The organism is Actinoplanes sp. NBRC 101535, from assembly GCF_030269225.1.
Classification (GTDB): domain Bacteria; phylum Actinomycetota; class Actinomycetes; order Mycobacteriales; family Micromonosporaceae; genus Actinoplanes; species Actinoplanes rectilineatus.
The window spans coordinates 1102852-1121908 of the sequence record NZ_BSSY01000001.1; the positions used below are offsets into that span (position 1 = coordinate 1102852).

Here is a 19057-nt window from a genome sequence, read left to right on the forward strand (position 1 = left end):
ACCCCTCCTGCAACACATGGCGGCGATGACCGAATTCGGTCATCGCCGTCCGCTTTCGCCCCTCGGTAGTCGCCTCACCTGGACCAAGGGGTGATCGCCACCCGCAGGCGGTCAAAGATGATCAACCGCTCGGCCGGTTCCGCCGCTACCCCAAGATCGGTGATCGTATTCGCGCGGCCCGATCGTCGGACGGCCCCCGCGTCACCCGCGGGGCCGGCTCCACCGCCGCATTAATGCCCGCTTAGGCGTATTGAGTGACGGTGAGTGCAGATAACACCTTGCATTGGTCGCTGGCAGTGATTGTTTGGCAGTTACCGGTGAGATGTGAATAATCTTGCTCCCGGACCCGCACGATGTCGCCGCCACGGGACGCTGCCCATCGTCCGGCCGACCGTTCAGCGTCTCCGAGCAGCTCGGGATATACCCTGAGAGGACACCCAACGCCATGCGTAAGTCCCTGATCGCCCTGGTCGCCGCCGGCTTGTTGAGCACGGTGGGGTTGACGGCCTGTGACGACGGCGCGGACCCGAGCGACACCAGTGGCGGCGCCGCCACCACCGGCAGCGGCGGGACCGGTGCGACCGGCAAGAACGGCATCGGCGTGATCCTCCCCGACACCTCGAGCTCGGACCGGTGGACCACGGCCGACCCGCGCTACCTGGAGGCGGCGTTCGGCGACACCCCGCACGAGATCGTCAACGCGGACGGGGACAAGGAGCGGTTCAAGGCACTCGGCAACGACATGCTCGCCGCCGGTGTCAAAGTCCTGATCATCGCGAACCTGGACTCGGCCAGCGGCAAGGCGGTCATCGACGCCGCGAAGGCCAAGAACGTCCCGGTGATCGACTACGACCGGCTGACCCTCAACGGCGGCGCCGACTACTACGTCAGCTTCGACAACGAGCAGGTCGGCGTCCTGCAGGCGCAGGCGCTGAAGAGCTGCCTCTCCTCGAAGACCACCGGCAGCCCGGTCATCGCCGAACTCAACGGGTCGCCCACGGACAACAACGCGCACCTGTTCAAGGACGGCTACGACTCGGTGCTCCAGCCGATGTACGACAACGCCGCCTACACCAAGGGCCCCGACCAGTACGTGCCGGACTGGGACAACGAGCAGGCCAAGGTCATCTTCTCCCAGATGATCGAGCAATACCCGAACATCGGCGGTGTCCTGTCCGCGAACGACGGCCTCGGCAACGCCGCGATCGAGGTGCTCAAGGAGAAGGGCCTCAACGGCAAGGTCCCGGTCACCGGCCAGGACGCGACCACCCAGGGTCTGCAGAACATCCTCGCCGGCGACCAGTGCATGACCGTGTACAAGGAGATCAAGCAGGAGGCCGACGCGGCCGCCGAGCTGGCGATCAGCCTGTACAAGGACGTCAAGCCGCAGATCGCCGACAAGCTGAAGGACCCGGAGTCCGGCGCCTACGTCCCGTTCCGCAAGCTGGACCCGAAGGCGATCACCGCCAACAACATCAAGTCGATCGTGGCCAGCGGGTACGTGAGCTACGACAAGCTCTGCACCACGAAGTACACCCGGGCCTGCAAGAAGTACGGCATCAACAAGTAGAGCATCAATCGGTAGCCGGCAGCTACCGGGTGAGCGGCGGCCCTCAGGGTGAGCGGCAGCACCGGGCAAGAGACAGCGAAAGGGCCGGCGGACGAAATCGTCCGCCGGCCCTTTCATGTCGTTGTGAAGCCGGTTCGGGTCCCGCTCAGGGCATGGTCAGGAACAGCGCCCCGGCGGGTACGAGCGGAACCCGTCCGCTGGATCAGGCGAGCAGTTCCCGCACCCGCGGGATCACCACGGTCCCGTACAACTCGATGCATCTCATCAGCTGCTCGTGGGGCAGCGTCCCGTGCGAGAACTTCAGGTCGAACCGCTGGATACCCAGCACCTTCACCGTCTCGGCGATCTTCTGGGCCACCGTCTCCGGCGAGCCGACATGCCACGCGCCGTCGGTGATGTCCGCCTCGAAACGGTCCCGGGTCGCCGGCGGCCAGCCGCGCTCCCGGCCGATCCGGTCCAGGTTGCGCCGGGCGTGCGGCCACAGGATGTCCAGCGCCTCCTGATCCGTATCGGCCACGAAGCCCGGGCAGTGCACCGCGATCGGCTGTTCCGGCTGCTCCAGCTCCTTGAGCGCCCGGTGGTACAGCTCGACGTAGGGTTCGAACCGGGCCGGCGCCCCGCCGATGATCGCCAGGACCAGCGGCAGGCCGTACCCCGCGGCGCGGACCACCGACTCCGGGCTGCCGCCCACCCCGACCAGGGTGCGGATCCGCCCCGACTCGGTCTTCGGATAGACGTGCTGGTCACGCAGTTCCGGCCGGATCGAACCGGACCAGTTCACCGGCTCCTCGGTGAGCAGATGCGTCATCAGGTCGATCTTCTCGGAGAACAGCCGCTCGTAGTCACCCAGGTCGAACCCGAACAGCGGGAACGACTCGGTGAACGAGCCGCGCCCGAGAATGATCTCGACCCGGCCGCCCGCGACGGCGTCCAGCGTGGCGAAGCGCTCGTACACGCGTACCGGATCATCGGAACTCAGGACCGTGACGGCCGTGCCCAGGGTGATCCGCTCGGTCTTCGCGGCCGCGGCCGCGAGCACGATCTCCGGCGACGAGATCGCGTAGTCGTCGCGGTGATGCTCGCCGACCCCGAAGACGTCCACCCCGACCCGGTCGGCCAGCACCGCCTGTTCCACCACGTTGCGGATGACCTGCGCGTAGGAGAGAGGTTTGCCGTCCGCGCCGACCGTGACGTCACCAAAGGTGTCGAGTCCGAATTCCATCAGCGAATCCTAGGTCCGGGCACGCCCGCGAACCCGGCCTATGCCCCAGGCAGGGGCGCTGGTCACTCTTTTCCGGGCACGCCCGCGAACCCGGCCCATGGTCCAGGCAGGGGGGCGCTGGTCACTCTTTTTCCGGGGTACGCGTCAGCGCCGCCCGCGTGCGCTGTGACCCTTGAGGCGCCGGCCCATCTCCCGGGCGATCTCGTTCTTGGCGTCCCGTTCGGCCATCACCTGACGCTTGTCGTAGGACTTGAGACCCCGGGCCATGCCCAGCTCGACCTTCGCCCAGCCGTCCCGGAAGTACAGCGAGAGCGGCACCAGGGTCAGCCCGTTGCCGTCGTGCAGCTGGTTCAGGATCTTGATGATCTCGGCCTTGTGCAGCAGCAGCTTGCGGGTCCGCCGGGGCGCGTGGTTCGTCCAGCTGCCGAAGCCGTACTCCGCGATGTGCAGCCCGTAGAGCATCAGCTCACCCTCGTGCTCCCCGGCGAACGCGTCCACCAGCGACGCGTGGCCGGAGCGCAACGATTTCACCTCGGTCCCGGCCAGCGCGAGCCCCGCCTCCCACGTCTTCAGGATGGCGTAGTCGTGCCGTGCCTTCTTGTTCGAGGCGATCAGCTTGGTGCCGGTTTCCTTGACCACCCTCAGAGATTAAGACACGCCTGCCCCAACGGTCAGGATGCATCCGCCTCCGAGGTCAGGACACGCCCGGCGTCGAGGTCAGGACACGCCCGGCGTCGAGGACGGTTCCGGGTCGAGCGGAATCGGGCGGCGCATCGCGTACGTGACGCTGCTCAGCCGGTGCGGCTCATCCTTGACATGAATGACCGCACGGTCATACGCCTGCCAGCCGGCCAGTCCCGCCCGGTTCAGGTGACGCAGGTCGTCGAACCGTTCGTCGGTGCCCCAGCGCAGCACCCCACCCGGGTGGTGGAACGTGGCGGTCCAGTCCATGAACCGATCGGATCCCAGCGTGCCCGCCGCACGGTACTCGAGCCGCGCGTATTCCCAGTTGTCCACCGGATGATTATGCCGTCCGGACTGGACACTCGCCCGCCCGGGAGATCGCCGGTTCCCGGTCCCGGCCCCACCTGCGGCTAGGCTGCCCCAACGTGACGGACACCAGCGGTGAGACAGGTATCGGCGGGTCGGCGGACTCCATCGGCGGCGCGCCCGGGGAGGCGGGTCCACGGGGCAGCGGCATCCTGCGGCACGTGCCCGTGCACGACGGTTTCGTCGCGGCGCCCGGCCAGCGCGAGGAGATGGCCGAAGCCATCGACAGGCACATCGCCGCCCACTTCGGCCCGGTCGACTTCGTCCTCCACGAGCTCGGGTCGCACCTCGTCGGCGTGCACGTCTACGTCACCGAGCCGACCGAGGAACGACCGTTCCGGACGCTGATCACCTCCGGCATGAGCGACCTGCCGATGACCGTCCCGGGCGGGCACGGCATCAGCCCGTACGCGGAAGTGATGATCGCCCTGCCCGCCGACTGGCAGTTCACCGAGGCGGTCCACCCCACCGGCGACGACACCTGGGAATGGCCGATCCGGTTGCTCAAGGAGGTGGCCCGGCTGCCGCACGAGTACGCCACCTGGATCGGCCCGTGGCACTCGTTGCCCAACGGCGACCCGATGCTGCCCTACGCTCCGTCGGTACCGTTCACCGGCGTCGTGGTCACGCCGATGCTCCGCGTACCCGCCGAGGCCCGCACCGTCGTCGTGGGCGACGGCACGGAGATCTCGCTGCTGGCGCTGGTCCCGCTCCACCCCGGCGAGGTGACGGTCAAGCTCGAGCAGGGCACCGACGCCCTGATCGACATCCTGGACCGCGGCGCCATCACGGAGCTGCTGGACCCGTCCCGCCCCTCCTACGCCTGACCGTCGTCCTCCTCGGGTGGGGACGGCCGGTCAGGTGTCCCGCAGAGGACTGAGGCGGTCGTCCTGTGGCGGGGCCTCGTCGTACGGCCGGATGGGGACGCCCGCCTCGTCCACCCGGTCGCACAGCGTGTCCCACCAGTCCAGGGCGTCCAGTTGGCGCTGGAAGTCGTCGAAGCGGACCGGCCCCCACCCGTTCAGGGAGAAGTCGATGAACATCGACATGAGGACCGCGTAGTTCTTGCGGTACCTGCCGCCGGCCGCGTTCTCGTCGATCGTGATCGTCCCGTGCAGGCCGCCGTCAGTGGTGATCGTCGCCGAGCGTGCGTCGAAGTCGCAGGCGATGGTGCCCCTGGCGAAGGCGAAGACGGCCCTCCTCGTGGCCAGGCTGTCCGGGACGTACTTGCCCACACTGAAACGGAGGCGGATGTCCCGTGTCACGCCTTCCGCGACGATCCACGTGGGGGCGATCTCCTGCCCGGTGGCGGCGCGGATCTCGTCCGCGCGGGGCGTGTACCGGCCGATGCTGCAACCGGTCCAGGTCGGCTCGCCGGGACCCACCACGTGCCGGATGACGAGAAGCGGATGAACGGTCGTCTCGACGAACGGCCGCAGCGTCCCCGGCAGCTCCGTCCAGAGGCGGCTGTCGCCGACCGGTGACCGGGACCGGCCCTCCAGGAGCTCGACGTCGACCGACTCCAGGCGGCCCAGGCGTTCCCGGACGGTGGCCAGCTCGATGCTGTCGAGCAGGGAACCCGGCTCGCTGGTCAGGAATCCGCGATACGCGGGCAGTGGGTTCATCAGGTACGTCAGGGGCAGCGCCTTCTCCAGCGTGTAGTAGCTGAGGGCGAATCCGTTCGACATCAACCCGGGTTCGGCACGGAGGATGTCACGTTCGGCCCGTGACCAGGTGATCGGTTTCTCCACGGCGAAGCGCACGCCCGCCCCGGAGAGCGTCACCAGCTGCCGGAAGTGCGCGTAGGTGGGCGAGGCGATGATCGTCGGTGACCGGTCCCGGAGCGACGTCTGCAGCACCGTGTCCGGACTTGCCACCACGAGCCGGGCGGCCCGCCGGGCGATGGCGGCACGGTCGCTCTCCGAGGTCTGCTCCACCGTGGCGACCACGATGTCGTCACGGTCGTAACCCAGGGAGAGCAGCGCGGGAAGCGTGCGATTGATGGTGACGTCACCCGCCCCGATGATGATCAGATTCTGCGGGAGGCGCGTCTCGATACCCGGGTGTGAGCTGAGCACGACTGTAATTGCTACACCGAAGTAGAACAATGACGCAATAGCCACGCCGATACCTACCGGGTCGCCGCGTTCCGGATTTCCCACGGCGTCGACGAGCAGCGCACTGATGTGGCGTCCGGATATCAGCGCACCGAGCAATGCGATGATCGTCAGCACCACGGGGAGCGTGAGGAGATATTCCGCGGGATGGAAAATCGTGTAGCGGGTCTCGAGAAATCCCCGGAGCAGGCAGTAATAGAAGATCCACACGTTGGCCTCGACGAGGAACAGCCACTCGCCGCCGAGGAGCAGGACGTCGACCGCGGGATGGCGGCCCACCAGGCTGGACCGCGCCGTATAGACGGACAGGACCACGGCGAGGAGCGCGAGGAAATACCACTCCGTGAATGCCGAGGGGAAGTCCGGACGGAGATTCGTGGTCGGGCGCGCGGTGATGCGCTGACGAACCACGAACTTTATCCACTGCAGCGGGGAGGCGAGGCGCAGATAGTGTACGGCGTAGAAGGTCGCGAGTGGGAGCGGTGAAATTCGCCCACCCCACGTGAATGACGAGGATGTCGGCTGGGTCGAGACCGCGACCACGGTGGCTCTCATCTTGTTGATCAGTTTCCGCCTGAACCCGGACGGCATGCCCCGATGATAGGTGTTTCCCGTCGGTGAACGTCAATGCCGTTCTCAGGGTCGTCGCCGTCGCACGGCGCTCTCGTCGTCCCGCCGGCTGCCGGAGCCTTCATAGTGCATCGAGAGGGTCGGTGCGGTGAGTCGCCCTGAACGCACGTGGAGCCTGAACGCACGTGGAGCCTGAACGCACGTGGAGCCTGAACGCACGTGGAGCCTGAACGCATATGGGAAGAGGCGAGCAGCGTCCCGTGTCGTTGTCACCATCTGAACGCCTGCTTCCGCCTGGCTCGCAGGCCGAGCAGAGTCCGCTGGTAAGAACGTCCCACCGACGAGAACGTCCTCCGAGCCGGGCTCTCGTCGCAGCCCCGGCGGCGCGGCGACGATGGTGGGGTGCGCGTGGACCGCGTTTGCCGACGCGCCGTCCGTGCGCCCGGCCTGACCCGGCTCAACGGTGGCCGATGCCCGGGATCCCCCGCCCGTGCTCCCGGGCATCGCCCACCCGTTGCCCGCTCCCGCGCCGCGAGAATCCGGTCGTCCGGGTCCGGTTGTTGTACGGGTTCGGTTGTTGTCTGGGTCCGGTCGTTGTCCACATCGGGTCGTTGTCCACAGGCCGCCCGCCGAGGTCCGCGCTTCGCGGGACAATGTTTGCGGGGGCTTCCCCCAGGGAGGGTGGGGTCCGCGCGGGGCGGGTCCACGCGGAGCGGGTCCATGCGGGCCGGGGGACTGCGGCGTGCGCGCGAACGAAGCGACGCCCACAGCCGGCGTGGGGCGGGTGGTCAGTTGGGGCTGGCGTGGGCCACCACCGCGCGGCTTGCGCGTACGGCGCCCAGGCGGACCACGCGTTCCAGTGCGCGCCGGTCGGTCTGCAGGCGGGCCGTCGGGAGGGAGACCGCGACCGCCCCGATGAAGCGGCCGGCGGCGTCGTTCACCGGGGCGGCGATGCAGCTCAGGTCAGGGCGGAACTCGTTGACCTCGACGGCCAGGCCGGAGCCGCGTACCTGGTGGAGTTGCCGGAGGAGGCGGCCGCGGTCGGTCACCGTGTCGGGGGTGACCGCGGGGGTGCCGGTGCGGTTCAGGAGGGCCTCGCGGTCGGCGGGGTCCAGGGTGGCCAGCATCAGTTTGCCGAAGGCGGTGGCGTGTGGGGCGCCGTGGAAGCCGACGCTGAGGGTGTCGGCGCTTGGGTGGGCGGGGCAGGCGTCGACGTGCGCGACGATCATCTCGGTGTTGCGCAGGGTGGCGTAGTAGGCGGCGGCGTGGGCCTGGCGGTGGACCACGGCGGCGACCCGGCGGACCGCGGGCGGCGGGGCGATCTGCTGGTGCAGCGCGCGGGCCAGGTCGTCGACGTGGTGGCCCAGGGCGTACGCGTGTTCGTCGGCGAGGTGGACCAGGTAGTCGCCGGTGACCAGGGTGGTCAGCAGGTGGTACGTGGTGGGCAGGGTCAGGCCCAGGTCGCGGGCCACCTCACGGGCGGTGATCGGGCCGTCGGCGGTGGCCACCCGGTCGAGGACGCGCATGGCCCGTTCCACGGATTGCAGGACACCGCTGCCGCCGCTGGTTCCGCCCCCGGTCATGCCCCCAGTCATGCCCCCAGAGTGGTGGGCCGGTCGGCCGGGCGGAACCCACCCGACCGATGGCGCGAAACAACGCGGGCGCAGGACGGGTTGCGGCCGTCAGCGCGTACCCCGGAAATGTGGTTTCAGGGAAGTGCGGCGGCGAGGGCGGGGTACCAGCGGTCGGCGATCTTGACGTTGCCGGCGTCGTTCGGGTGGACGCCGTCGTAGGTGTCGGTGGTGGTGTCGAAACCGGTCCACTGGTCGACGACGGTGATCGGGGAGGCGGTGGTGGTCAGTGACGCGGCCCAGGCCGGGATGGCGGCGTTGAGGGCGACCACCCGCTGCCCGCAGTCGGTGCAGGTGGACGGGTTCAGCGGGATGATCTGCGCGACGATGATCTTCATGGCCGGGTTGGCGGCGCGCATCTGCTGGACCAGGGTGGTGTACGCGGCGAGGATCGTGGACGTGGACAGGTTGCTCCACGCGTCGTTGGTGCCGAAGTGCATGAGCACCACGTCCGGGTCGGTGGCGGCGAGCCAGCCGGGGAGCAGGTTCTGCGAGGCGACGTTGGTGGCCAGGTAGCCGCCGTGGCCCTCGTTCTCGCCGTCGTAGTCGAAGCCGCAGCCCTGGCCGGGCAGGGTGCCGACGAAGTCGACCTCGTCGGCGGGGAGTTTCTGCCAGAGCAGGGCCCGCCAGCAGCCGGGCGAGCCGGTTATCGAGTCCCCGAGCGGCATGATCTTGACTCTCGAAGGGGAGCCGGGATCATCGGGAGTGGTCGAACCGGTGCACGTGACGCCGTTGAGGGCGAACGACGTGGGGGCCGGGTTGGAGCCCGTCCAGGAGCCGTTGAAGCCGAACGAGGCGGTGCCGCCGGTGGGGACGGCACCGTTCCAGGCGGCGTTACGGACGGTCACGGCGGCGCCGGACTGGGTGACGCTGCCGTTCCAGAGCTGGGTGACGCTCTGCCCGGCGGTGAACGTGAACACCAGCGACCAGGAGGTGAGCGGATCGCCCAGGTTGGTGATGTCGACGGCGGCGCCGAAACCGCCGGCCCACTGGCTGCCGACGGTGTACTTCACCGTGCAGCCGGCTGCGGCGTCGGCCCTGGTGGCGACGGTGAGGCTGCCGGACACCAGGAGGACGGTGAGGACGGCCGAGGTGGTACCTCGCATGGGATCTCCTTGACGTGAGGACGGAGAACGCGCAGGCTGGGAGCGCTCCCATCAATGTACATCTATGTGAGGAGGGAGAAATGGCTCTATCCCCGAGAGCTGTTTCCCGCAGATCCCTGGCGACGGCCCTCACCGTCGTCACCGTCGGTGCCGGAGCTCTGGTCGCGGCGCAGGCCGTCGCGGCACCCCCACCCCCGCCGCTCACCGACGGCAGACAGCGCGAGAACCTCGACCGCGGCGTGGTCAGCGTCCACTCCGGCGCCGGCAACCTGGTCAGCTGGCGGCTGCTCGCCACCGACCCGGCCGCGGTCGGGTTCAACGTCTACCGTGGCAGCACCAAACTCACCGCGTCACCGGTGACCACTTCGACGAACTACCTCGACGCCGGTGCGGCGGCCGGCGAGTCGTACACGATCCGTCCCGTCGTGAACGGCACCGAACAGGCCGCGTCCGCCGCGTCACTGAGCTTCGCCAACGGGTACCTCGACGTGCCGATCCAGAACCCCAACAGCTCGTTGTACGCGGCGAGCGACGCCAGCGTCGGCGATCTGGACGGCGACGGCAAACTGGACCTGGTCCTCAAGTGGGAACCGCTGAACGCCAAGGACAACTCGCAGTCCGGCGTCACCGATGTGGTCTACATCGACGGCTACAAACTGGACGGCACCCGGCTGTGGCGCATCAACCTGGGCCGCAACATCCGGGCCGGTGCGCACTACACCCAGTTCCAGGTGTACGACTACGACGGTGACGGCGACGCCGAGATCGCCATGAAAACCGCCGACGCCACCGTCTCCGGCACCGGTCAGGTGATCGGGAACGCGGCCGCGGACTACCGCAACTCCAGCGGGTACATCCTGACCGGTCCGGAGTTCCTGACCGTGTTCGACGGGCGGACCGGTGCTGCCCTGTCGACGGTCGACTACGTGCCGGCGCGCGGGACGGTCTCGTCGTGGGGCGACTCGTACGGCAACCGCGTCGACCGGTTCCTGGCCGGCACGGCGTACCTGGACGGGGCCCGGCCCAGCATCATCATGGCGCGCGGCTACTACACCCGCAGCGTCGTCGCCGCCTGGGACTTCCGCAACGGCACGCTGACCCGGCGGTGGACGTTCGACAGCAACTCGTCGACGAACGGCTCGGCCTGGACGGGACAGGGCAACCACCAGTTGTCCATCGCCGACGTGGACGCCGACGGCAGGGACGAGATCCTGTACGGGTCGATGGCGATCGACGACAACGGCTACGGGCTGTGGACCAACGGGCAGGGGCACGGCGACGCGTACCACGTCAGCGACCTGATTCCGAGCCGCGCCGGGCTGGAGTTGTGGCACGTCAACGAGAGCACGACGAAGCTCGCCGCGTACATGGCCGACGCCCGTACCGGGGCGATCATCTGGTCGAACCCGACGTGCGGCTGCGACAACGGTCGCGGCGTGTCGGCGGACATCTACGCGGGCAGTGCCGGCGCGGAGTCCTGGTCGTCGGCGGTGTCCGGCCTGTTCAACACGTCCGGCACCAACATCGGGCGTAAACCGTCGAGTGCGAACTTCGTGATCTGGTGGGACGGCGACGCGCAGCGGGAACTGCTCGACCAGACTCGGATCGACAAGTACGGCACGTCGGCGGACACCAACCTGCTGACCGCCTCCGGGGTGCACTCGAACAACAGCACCAAGGCGACGCCGTCGCTGTCCGGCGACATCCTCGGCGACTGGCGTGAGGAGGTGATCTGGCCGACGACCGACAACACCAAGCTGCGCATCTTCAGCACGCCGACGTCGACGGGCATCCGGGCGATCACCCTGCTGCACGACATCCAGTACCGCGAGGCGCTGGCCTGGCAGAACACCGCCTACAACCAGCCGCCGCACCCGAGCTTCTCGATCGGCTGAGCAACCGGGCGCGTCCGGGCGGCGTGGGGAGCTGGGGGGTTTGTCTCGCATGCCGGGGCGCGTCCGGCACGGTGTGGGCGTCGCCGGGCGCGGAGGGCGCCCGGGCGGCCACGCCGGCTGCGGGCCTGGGCACGCGCCGGATGGAGCAGTCGCGATCCGGCGCGTGTGCCGCAGCCTGTGGGGAGTGCGCGGGGAGGGGTGGTCCCGACCCTGGCCCGCGCACTCCCCATGACCGGGTGACCGGTGTGGCACGGCGGCTGGTCACCCGTGCGATGTCCAGCAGTTCTCGAAGACCGGTGCGGGCCGATCGAGAACCCTGATCGGCCCGCGTGCGGCGCCGGGCGCCTAGCGCAGTTCCTGTCCCGCCGCCCAGCCCGGAGCGTCGAGGTTGATGGGCGAGTCGCCGACGAACTGTTCGAGCTGCGTTTCCAGCTCGGCGAGTTCGGCGGTGCCCAGGCGCGTCTCCCAGCGGGCCCGCACCTCGTCGAAGATCGCCGTGCCCTCGGTGATCAGCCCGATCCCGTGATCGGTGATCCGGATGTTCTTGCGGCGGATGTCGGCGGGATCGGTCTCGGTGGTGACGTACCCGCGTTCGACGAGCGCGGCGATCGTCTTCGCCGCGGCCTGCTTGGTGATGGCGAGTCGGCGGGCCAGGTCCGAGGCGCTGTCGGCGCCGGCCCGGATGGCCCGGATCGCGTACTCGTGCGACGGCCGGGCGTCGGGGTATCCCCGGTTCGCCAGCTCCCGGACCACTTCGTCCACCAGATTGCGATAACTGCCCAGGAGGAGCAGGGCGAGATCGGCACCGGATCGTGAGGACATGACCACAGTCTAGATCCCGCCTTGACATGGACAACCAGGTTGACCAACACTGAAGTCAACCTGGTTGTCTATTTCGGGAGTCATCGCATGACCAGCTCTTTCGTGACCGCCTCGCCCGCCGTGGTGGGCGTCACGCACCACACCGCCGAGGTCAACGGCACCACGTTGCACTACGTCTCGGCGGGCGACACCGGCTCCCCGATCCTGCTGGTACACGGGTGGCCGGAGTCCTGGTGGGCCTTCCGCGACGTCATCCCGCTACTCGCCGCCACCCACCGGGTGTTCGCCGTCGACCTGCGCGGCTTCGGCGACTCCGGCATCGCCGACGGCGACCACGACTTGACCACCATGGCGGAGGACCTGCACCGGCTGGTCGCCCACCTCGGCGTCGGGCCCGTGCACGTGACCTGCCAGGACATCAGCGGCGGGCCGGTCTTCGCGTTCGCGGCCACGCACCCCGGCGACGTCCTCAGCCTCACCGCCGTCGAGACCACCCTTCCGGGGTACGGCTGGGAGATGCTGGCCGACGTGAAGAACGGCGGCTCCTGGCACGTGGGATTCCTGGCCGCCCCGGGAATTGCGGAGCTGTTCCTGGCCGGCCGCGAACGAGTGATCATCGACTGGGCCGTCTCGGCGATGACGACGGTGCCGGGCGGGGTCACCGAGGCCGACCTCGACGAGTTCGCCCGCACCTACGCGCGGCCGGACGGCTGGCGCGGCACCGCAGGGCTCTACCGTTCCTCCCTGGCCGGCGGCGACCGGATGCGGGCACTGGCCGAGTCGCGGCCGCTGACCGTTCCCGTGCTCGCCGTCGACGGCGTCAACGCTCCCTTCACCGAGCTGACCATGCGCCAGGTCGCCGGCGACGTCACCGCGGTCACGGTCCCGGACGTGGGGCATTTCGTCGCGCAGGAGGCGCCCGCCGCCTTCGCCACCGCGGTCGGCGCCTTCACCGACCGTGTCGACCGGAGGCGCGCAACGGCCGAGTCCCCGCACCGCCACCCGTGAACCTGCGCCGGCCGCCCCACCGCCGCGCCGGGACGGCAGAGCACATACGCGTCGGCGGGACCGGAGCCTGATCCATCGAACACGGCGCGTTCGACACCAGTCACCTGTACACGTGTTCGTGGTCAGGGTGCGAAGCCCGTCCGTGTGGTGACTTCAGGCGCGCTGGGTGCCCGTAGTCGCCACACCCGTCGTGGACTGTGGTGAATACGGCCGTGCTGGGTGCCCGTAGTCGCCACACCCGTCGTGGACTGTGGTGAACACGGCCGTGCTGGGTGCCCGAAGTCGCCACACCCGTCGTGGACCGTGGTGATTACGAACGCGCTGTGCCGCCCCAAATCACCACACGGACGCTGACCGCGACAGGTGTCTAGGCGGGTCTGGTCAGGCGTTCGACAGGGAGTCCGCGGATCGAGGCGTCCAGGACCTGCGCGGTGTGCGCGAGCGCTACCGGCCGGTCGCCGCGCCGGCGGATCGCGGACGCCACCTGCATGAGGCAACCGGGATTCGCGGTCACCAGCAACGACGCCCCGGTGTCCAGCACGGCCGCGGCCTTCCGGTCGCCCAGTTCGGCGGCGGGTTCCGGGTTCAGCACGTTCCACACCCCCGCCGAGCCGCAGCAGATGTCCGCGTCGGCGATCGGGCGGACCTCCAACTCCGGTATCCCGGCCAGCAACTGCCGCGGCTGCGCGCGGATGCCCTGCGCGTGCGCCAGATGGCACGCGTCGTGGTAGGCCACGGTGACCGGCAGCGGATGCCGGCGCGCCACCGGACCCAGCTCGACCAGGATCTCCGCCAGGTCGCGGACCCGCGCGGCGAACCGGGCCGCCCGCTCCGCGTACTCCGGGTCGTCGGCGAGCAGTTCGCCGTACTCCTTCAACGACGAACCACACCCCGCCGCGTTGATCACGATGTAGTCCATCGCGGTCATCTCGAACAGGTCGATCAGGCGGCGGGCGAAACCCTGCGCCTCGGCCCGCCGTCCGTTGTGCACACTCAATGCGCCACAACAGCCCTGACCGGGCGGGATCAGCACGTCACAGCCGTCGGCGGCGAGCACCCGGGCGGTCGCCGCGTTGACCTCCGGGAAGAACGCCGACTGGACACAACCGGTCAGCATGCCGACGACCGCACGCCGCTGCCCTCGCGCGGGCACGCGACCGGGCGTGCGGGGCACGCTGCGCAGCCGCGGCGCCAGGCCGTCCAGAGCGGCGAGGCTGGGTGCCACCCGGCGCAGGAGGCCGCTGCGGCCCACGAGCTTCTGAAGACCCGTTCTCTGGTACGCGTGAAGCGGCCCCCGCAGAACACGCAGGCGTCGCGGGTACGGGAACAGGGCGAACACCGCCCGCCGCAGGGCCCGTTCCCGCAGCGGCCGGTCGTGGCGGCGTTCCACCTGGGCCCGGGTGTCCTCGATGAGCCGGTCGTACCGTACCCCCGACGGGCAGGCGGTCACACAGGCCATGCAGCCGAGACAGTTGTCGAAGTGACCGGCCATGCGGGCGCTGAGCGGCTCGCCCTCGAGACCCTGTGCCATCAGGTGGATCCGGCCGCGCGGCGAGTCCATCTCCTCGCCCCACAGCGTGTACGTCGGGCAGCTCGGCAGGCAGAACCCGCAGTGCACGCAGTCGGCCACCAGGTCGGCCCGCGGCGGGCGGTCGCCGTCGAACGCGGGATCCGTTCCGCCGCCGGCCGGGCCACCGACGACGGGTCCACCCCGCTCGGCGGCTCGCAGCGCGTCGGCCGGAGGGGGATCACCGGCGGAACCCGGGAGCCGTGCCCTGGAGAGATCCGGGGCTGTAGCCGGGGCAGTAGCCGGAACCGGGGCCGGGGCCGGGGCCGTAGCAGGGGTTGGAACCTTTTTCGGATCCGGAGCTGGAGCCGGATCCTGAACCGGGTCGACGCCGACGGAAGGGGCGCGGGGCGGTGGAGTTGCGTTCGTGGGGCTGTCGGGTGGGGGAGTTGCGTTCGTGGGGCTGTCGGGTGGCGGAGTTGCGTTAGTGGGGCTGTCGGGTGGCGGAGTTGCGTTAGTGGGGCTGTCGGGTGGCGGAGTTGCGTTCGCGAGGCCGTCGGGTGGCGGAGTTCCGGGTCCCGGGTTGGCGTCCACATCGGCCATCGGCTCAGATCCCTCCCACGAAACGGCCCGGGGCGAACCGGTGCCCCGGATCGAACCGGTCCTTGACCCGCCGCATCAGCGCCAGCCCCGGAACCGGGCCCCACATGTCCAGTGCCGGGCGCACCCCGTCCGGCGCGGTGAGGACCACCGCGTGCCCGCCGGCCCGCACGGCCGCCGCGCGCAGCAGCGCGACCCGGGCGTGCGGGTCGCCGCCGTCGGCCGGGAAACCCGCGTGCAGCACACCGGCCCCGGCTGAGCCGCTGACCGTCGCGCCCGCGCCCACCGCGGTCGCCACCAGTGCCGGGACCTGGGAGAGCACCCCGGTCAGCTTGACGGTCACGTCACCCGGCGGCATCGCACCCCACCACGGTGGCGGGTCCGCGGACACCTCGCCGTCGAGCAGCCGGGCCATCTCCGCGGACCGGTCGCGGACACCGGCGGGAGTGCCTTCGAGCAGCACCGCCAGTTCCGGGTCGGCGCCGGGGACGGCGTGCACCTCGAGAGCGCTGGCGGCCGGCTGGGCGGCGAGCACCCGCGCGGCCTGACCGGGCGGTGCTTTCGCGCGTACGAAGGAATGCGCCGCAGGCTCGGGGTGCAGCCGGAACACGCACTCGGTGATCAGCCCGAGGGTGCCGAAGGCGCCGGTGTAGAGCTTGCCCAGGTCGTAACCGGCGACGTTCTTCACGACCTTGCCGCCGGAACGGGTGACCACCCCGTCCGGGCGGATCACGGTGATGCCGATCAGCAGGTCGCGGGCGGTGCCGTAGCGCAGGCGGCGCGGTCCGCTGGCGTTCGCGGCGACCGTGCCGCCGGCGGTGGCGCCGTTCGGGGCGTCGAGGGCCAGCTGCTGGCCGGGCAGCCGGTGCAACCGGGACATCGGGGTGCCGGCCCGGACCACGGTGATCAGATCCCCGGCCGCGTGCTCGACCACCCCGGTCAGCCGCCGCGTGTCGATGATCAGGTCGAGGGCGCGCGGCGGCGGTCCCCAGTGGAGTTTGGTGCCGCCGCCGCGGATCACGACGTGCAGGTCCCGGGCGGCGGCGACGAGGGCGGCGGCCTGCGCGGTGTCGGCGGGCGCGGCGACCAGGCGGGCGGGCACCCCCGCGACGTGGTCGTCGTCGCCGGCCGGGACGGCGAGGTCGTCGAGGGCGCTCATCAGAAGACCTCCCCGAGCCCGGCCTCCTGCAGCGGGTGGGCGCCGGAGTGCACACCCGGCCGTTCCCCGCACAGCCGCGGCGTGGGGAAGACCTTGCCCGGGTTGGCCAGGCCGTCCGGGTCGAACGCGCACCGCACCAGATGCATGGTCTCCAGGTCGTCGGCGGAGAACATCAGCGGCATGTACCGGGACTTGTCCATCCCCACCCCGTGCTCCCCGGTGATCGAACCGCCGTGTTCGATGCAGAGTTCCAGGATCGCCCCGGACACCGACTCGGCGCGTTCCGCCTCCCCGGGCCGGGAGTCGTCGAACAGGACGAGCGGGTGCAGGTTCCCGTCGCCGGCGTGGAACACGTTCGCCACCCGGAACCCGTGCACGCCGGCCACCTCACCGATGCGCCGCAGCACCTCGGGCAGTGCGGTCCGCGGGATCACCCCGTCCTGCACCAGGTAGTTGGGGCTGATCCGGCCGACCGCGGCGAACGCCGACTTGCGGCCCCGCCAGATCAGCTGCCGTTCGGTGTCGTCGGCGGCGACCCGGGTCTCGAACGCGCCGGCCTCGTCGCAGAGGCGGGTGACCTGCTCGAACTGGGCCTGCACCTCGGCCGCCGGACCGTCCAGTTCGACGATCAGGACCGCGCCCGCCCCGGCCGGATAGTCACAGTGCACCGCGGCCTCGGCGGCCTCGACGGCGAGCGCGTCCATCATCTCGACGGCGGCCGGCACCACCCCGGCCGCGATGATCGCCGAGGTGGCGGCGCTGGCCTGGTCGACGGTGCGGAAGGCGGCGAGCAGCGTCCGTACGGTGGCCGGCAGCCGGGTCAGCCGGACGGTGACCTCGGTGGCGATGCCCAGCGTCCCCTCCGAGCCGACGAACGCGCCGAGCAGGTCGTATCCGGGGGTGTCCGGGGCGTCCCCGCCGAGCCGGACCAGTTCACCGTCCGCGGTGACGATCTCCAGCCCGGTCACGTGGTTGGTGGTGAAGCCGTACTTGAGACAGTGCGCGCCGCCGGCGTTCTCCGCGACGTTCCCGCCGATCGAGCAGATCTGCTGGCTGGACGGGTCCGGGGCGTAGTAGTAGCCGTACGGTTCGGCGGCCCGGCTGACCTGCAGGTTGATCACACCGGGCTGGACCACGGCGCGTTCGTCGGCGGGCCGCACCGCGAGGATGTCGCGCAGCTGCGAGGTCACGATCAGCACCCCGTCGGCGTGCGGCAGCGCCCCGCCGGACAGTCCGGTGCCGGAACCCCGGGCGACGAACGGGACACCGCCGTCGGCGCAGGCGCGGACCACGGCGGCGACCTGCCCGGCGGTACGCGGGAGGACGACGAGCGCGGGGACGACCCTGTACTGGGCGAGGCCGTCGCATTCGTACGTACGCAACTGCTGCCGGTCGGTGAGCACCTGCCCCGGCCCGAGCATGTCCCGCAGCCGCGCCGCGAGGGCGTCGATGGCCGGCGAGCGGACCGCGGGTGTGCCGGACGTGAGGGCGCCGGACGAGGGCGTGCCGGACGCGGGCGTTCCAGCCGTGGGTGTGCCGGAGGTGAGGGCGCCGGGCGCGGGCGTGCCGGACCCGGACGTGAGGGCGCCGGATGTCGGCTCGTCGGCTGCCATCACGACCTCCTCGAGGTTGTCGCCTGCCCTGCCACGCTAACCCGTGATCACCGTCACGCGCGACGGGTAGCCGCGGGGTCACCGGGCGTACCGTCCGTGTCCTGGCTTTTCGCAGGCCCGGGTACGTCTGACAGGATGGCCCGATGTTCCCGACCGGCAGAACCCTCCGCGTCGCCACGATCGCCGCCTGCGCCCTGGTCCTGGCGGCCGGCTGCTCCGACGACGGCGACGACACCCCGTCCGAAGGCCTGGTCAGCGCCACCACCATGCGCGGCGCGTTCCTGCAGGCCTCCGAGATCGGGCAGTCCTGGGCCGCCCCGCAGGAGAGCGCAGCCCCGCAGCAGATGGTCAGTTTCTGCGGCGGCACGAGCACGCCACCCGAGGTGCCCCCGGGCGCCGAGGTGGTCACCTCGTCGCTCGCCGACGAGGGTGAGAAGGGCGCGCAGACACTGCACCAGAACGCCCTGGTCTACGGCGACGCGGCCAGCGCCGAGTCCGGTCTGGCGCTGCTGCGCGCGGTCGCCGTCCAGTGCCCCGGCTCGGTGAAGGTGGAGCAGACCGTCACGGCGGACCGCAACGAGCCGTCGTACACCGAGACGGTCGAGGTCCGCGAGGTCGACGAGAGCGGCTGGAAGGGCTTCGTGATCGTCCGCCACAAGCTGTACGAGGCCGAGCACCCGGGCACCGCCGACACCGCCGTGGCCGTGCTGAACAGTCGCAACGTGGTGCTCGTCGACACGTACGCGGTCTACCGGTTGGACAACGCGTCCGCGGCCCCGAGTTTCGACGCCGACTGGCAGCGCCTGGTCGGGACGGTCGTCCAGCGGGTCGGCTGACGTTTTCCAGCGATTCGCCGGTCATCTCGGACCGCCGCCGGGATGGACAACCCGTCGCTCGTCGTCTAATGTTCGGCATGCGCCGTTGCGAGTTCTTCCCCCGTGGAATTCGCAGCGGCGCCCTTAATTTCCGGGCCGGGTGACGCCTTCCCCGCCGCGGACGATCATCGCCAGCCATCGCCATGGGCATTCCGGAGCACAGGAATTCGGCTGTTCCGCATGCGGCGTCATGGGCAATGTCGCGGATCGATGCTTCCAGCGGTCCCTGCCGGCGCGGTGACCAGCGCGAATTCCGGCAGGTGGCGCTGTCGGCGGGACCTCGGCGGAGCCGCGGTGGGGCCGCGGTGGGGC

At 70.3% G+C, this 19057-nt stretch carries 15 protein-coding genes; 5 read left to right on the plus strand and 10 right to left on the minus strand.

The window, feature by feature from the left end; genetic code table 11:
- Window positions 1–445 precede the first annotated feature (445 nt).
- Window positions 446–1570 (plus strand): sugar ABC transporter substrate-binding protein, encoded by a 1125-nt coding sequence (locus QSK32_RS04760; protein WP_045745583.1) that lies wholly within the window; start codon window positions 446–448, stop codon window positions 1568–1570.
- A 202-nt stretch (window positions 1571–1772) separates the two neighbouring features.
- Here QSK32_RS04760 and QSK32_RS04765 read toward each other — a convergent pair whose 3' ends face one another.
- The 3 genes from QSK32_RS04765 to QSK32_RS04775 all read right to left on the minus strand — a co-directional run bounded on the left by QSK32_RS04765 (window position 1773) and on the right by QSK32_RS04775 (window position 3809).
- A complete protein-coding gene (locus QSK32_RS04765; protein ID WP_045745584.1) occupies window positions 1773–2792 on the minus strand; it encodes an LLM class flavin-dependent oxidoreductase in 1020 nt (339 codons plus the stop codon).
- A gap of 144 nt (window positions 2793–2936) precedes the next feature.
- On the minus strand, window positions 2937–3431 hold the full coding sequence (smpB, locus tag QSK32_RS04770) for an SsrA-binding protein SmpB (RefSeq protein ID WP_045745585.1): 495 nt from the start codon (window positions 3429–3431) through the stop codon (window positions 2937–2939).
- 78 nt (window positions 3432–3509) lie between these two features.
- On the minus strand, window positions 3510–3809 hold the full coding sequence (locus tag QSK32_RS04775) for a hypothetical protein (RefSeq protein ID WP_045745586.1): 300 nt from the start codon (window positions 3807–3809) through the stop codon (window positions 3510–3512).
- A 92-nt stretch (window positions 3810–3901) separates the two neighbouring features.
- On the opposite strand from QSK32_RS04775, the gene QSK32_RS04780 reads away from it, so the two are divergent.
- Entirely contained in the window at window positions 3902–4669 is a 768-nt protein-coding gene (locus QSK32_RS04780; RefSeq protein ID WP_285471288.1) for a suppressor of fused domain protein, read from the plus strand.
- A gap of 30 nt (window positions 4670–4699) precedes the next feature.
- On the opposite strand, the gene QSK32_RS04785 is transcribed toward QSK32_RS04780, so the two are convergent.
- From QSK32_RS04785 to QSK32_RS45440, 3 genes are all read right to left on the minus strand, one after another.
- The gene (locus QSK32_RS04785; protein ID WP_285471289.1) at window positions 4700–6370 is read right to left on the minus strand and encodes a hypothetical protein; all 1671 of its coding nucleotides are present in this window, start codon (window positions 6368–6370) and stop codon (window positions 4700–4702) included.
- A gap of 947 nt (window positions 6371–7317) precedes the next feature.
- Window positions 7318–8124, minus strand: coding sequence for an IclR family transcriptional regulator (locus QSK32_RS04790; RefSeq protein WP_045745588.1), 807 nt, complete (start codon window positions 8122–8124; stop codon window positions 7318–7320).
- A gap of 113 nt (window positions 8125–8237) precedes the next feature.
- A complete protein-coding gene (locus tag QSK32_RS45440; RefSeq protein ID WP_353050954.1) occupies window positions 8238–9266 on the minus strand; it encodes a cellulose binding domain-containing protein in 1029 nt (342 codons plus the stop codon).
- A gap of 80 nt (window positions 9267–9346) precedes the next feature.
- Between QSK32_RS45440 and QSK32_RS04805 the strand changes: the two genes are divergently transcribed.
- A complete protein-coding gene (locus QSK32_RS04805) occupies window positions 9347–11161 on the plus strand; it encodes a rhamnogalacturonan lyase (RefSeq protein WP_045745590.1) in 1815 nt (604 codons plus the stop codon).
- Window positions 11162–11506: 345 nt separating this feature from the next.
- Here QSK32_RS04805 and QSK32_RS04810 read toward each other — a convergent pair whose 3' ends face one another.
- Entirely contained in the window at window positions 11507–11983 is a 477-nt protein-coding gene (locus QSK32_RS04810; RefSeq protein ID WP_045745606.1) for a MarR family winged helix-turn-helix transcriptional regulator, read from the minus strand.
- A gap of 87 nt (window positions 11984–12070) precedes the next feature.
- On the opposite strand from QSK32_RS04810, the gene QSK32_RS04815 reads away from it, so the two are divergent.
- A complete protein-coding gene (locus QSK32_RS04815; protein ID WP_285471290.1) occupies window positions 12071–12991 on the plus strand; it encodes an alpha/beta fold hydrolase in 921 nt (306 codons plus the stop codon).
- Between the two features lie 367 nt (window positions 12992–13358).
- Here QSK32_RS04815 and QSK32_RS04820 read toward each other — a convergent pair whose 3' ends face one another.
- From QSK32_RS04820 to QSK32_RS04830, 3 genes are all read right to left on the minus strand, one after another.
- The gene (locus tag QSK32_RS04820) at window positions 13359–14720 is read right to left on the minus strand and encodes a (Fe-S)-binding protein (protein WP_045745607.1); all 1362 of its coding nucleotides are present in this window, start codon (window positions 14718–14720) and stop codon (window positions 13359–13361) included.
- 385 nt (window positions 14721–15105) lie between these two features.
- On the minus strand, window positions 15106–16257 hold the full coding sequence (locus QSK32_RS04825; protein ID WP_285471291.1) for an FAD-binding oxidoreductase: 1152 nt from the start codon (window positions 16255–16257) through the stop codon (window positions 15106–15108).
- On the minus strand, window positions 16257–17870 hold the full coding sequence (locus QSK32_RS04830) for an FAD-linked oxidase C-terminal domain-containing protein (protein WP_285471292.1): 1614 nt from the start codon (window positions 17868–17870) through the stop codon (window positions 16257–16259). The genes QSK32_RS04825 and QSK32_RS04830 overlap by 1 nt, the downstream gene beginning before the upstream one ends.
- 143 nt (window positions 17871–18013) lie before the next feature.
- Here QSK32_RS04830 and QSK32_RS04835 point away from each other — a divergent pair, with 143 nt between their 5' ends.
- Window positions 18014–18706: a hypothetical protein gene (locus QSK32_RS04835; RefSeq protein ID WP_045745593.1), complete on the plus strand. Its 693-nt coding sequence runs from the start codon at window positions 18014–18016 to the stop codon at window positions 18704–18706.
- The last annotated feature ends 351 nt before the right edge of the window (window positions 18707–19057 follow it).

Coding starts and splice junctions, on each gene's coding strand:
- QSK32_RS04765 (WP_045745584.1), bottom strand. CDS start 2,792: ATGGAATTCGGACTCGACACCTTTGGTGACGTCACGGTCGGCGCGGAC.
- QSK32_RS04760 (WP_045745583.1), top strand. CDS start 446: ATGCGTAAGTCCCTGATCGCCCTGGTCGCCGCCGGCTTGTTGAGCACG.
- QSK32_RS04830 (WP_285471292.1), bottom strand. CDS start 17,870: ATGGCAGCCGACGAGCCGACATCCGGCGCCCTCACGTCCGGGTCCGGC.
- QSK32_RS04835 (WP_045745593.1), top strand. CDS start 18,014: ATGTTCCCGACCGGCAGAACCCTCCGCGTCGCCACGATCGCCGCCTGC.
- QSK32_RS04790 (WP_045745588.1), bottom strand. CDS start 8,124: ATGACTGGGGGCATGACCGGGGGCGGAACCAGCGGCGGCAGCGGTGTC.
- QSK32_RS45440 (WP_353050954.1), bottom strand. CDS start 9,266: ATGCGAGGTACCACCTCGGCCGTCCTCACCGTCCTCCTGGTGTCCGGC.
- QSK32_RS04825 (WP_285471291.1), bottom strand. CDS start 16,257: ATGAGCGCCCTCGACGACCTCGCCGTCCCGGCCGGCGACGACGACCAC.
- QSK32_RS04810 (WP_045745606.1), bottom strand. CDS start 11,983: ATGTCCTCACGATCCGGTGCCGATCTCGCCCTGCTCCTCCTGGGCAGT.
- QSK32_RS04815 (WP_285471290.1), top strand. CDS start 12,071: ATGACCAGCTCTTTCGTGACCGCCTCGCCCGCCGTGGTGGGCGTCACG.
- QSK32_RS04805 (WP_045745590.1), top strand. CDS start 9,347: ATGGCTCTATCCCCGAGAGCTGTTTCCCGCAGATCCCTGGCGACGGCC.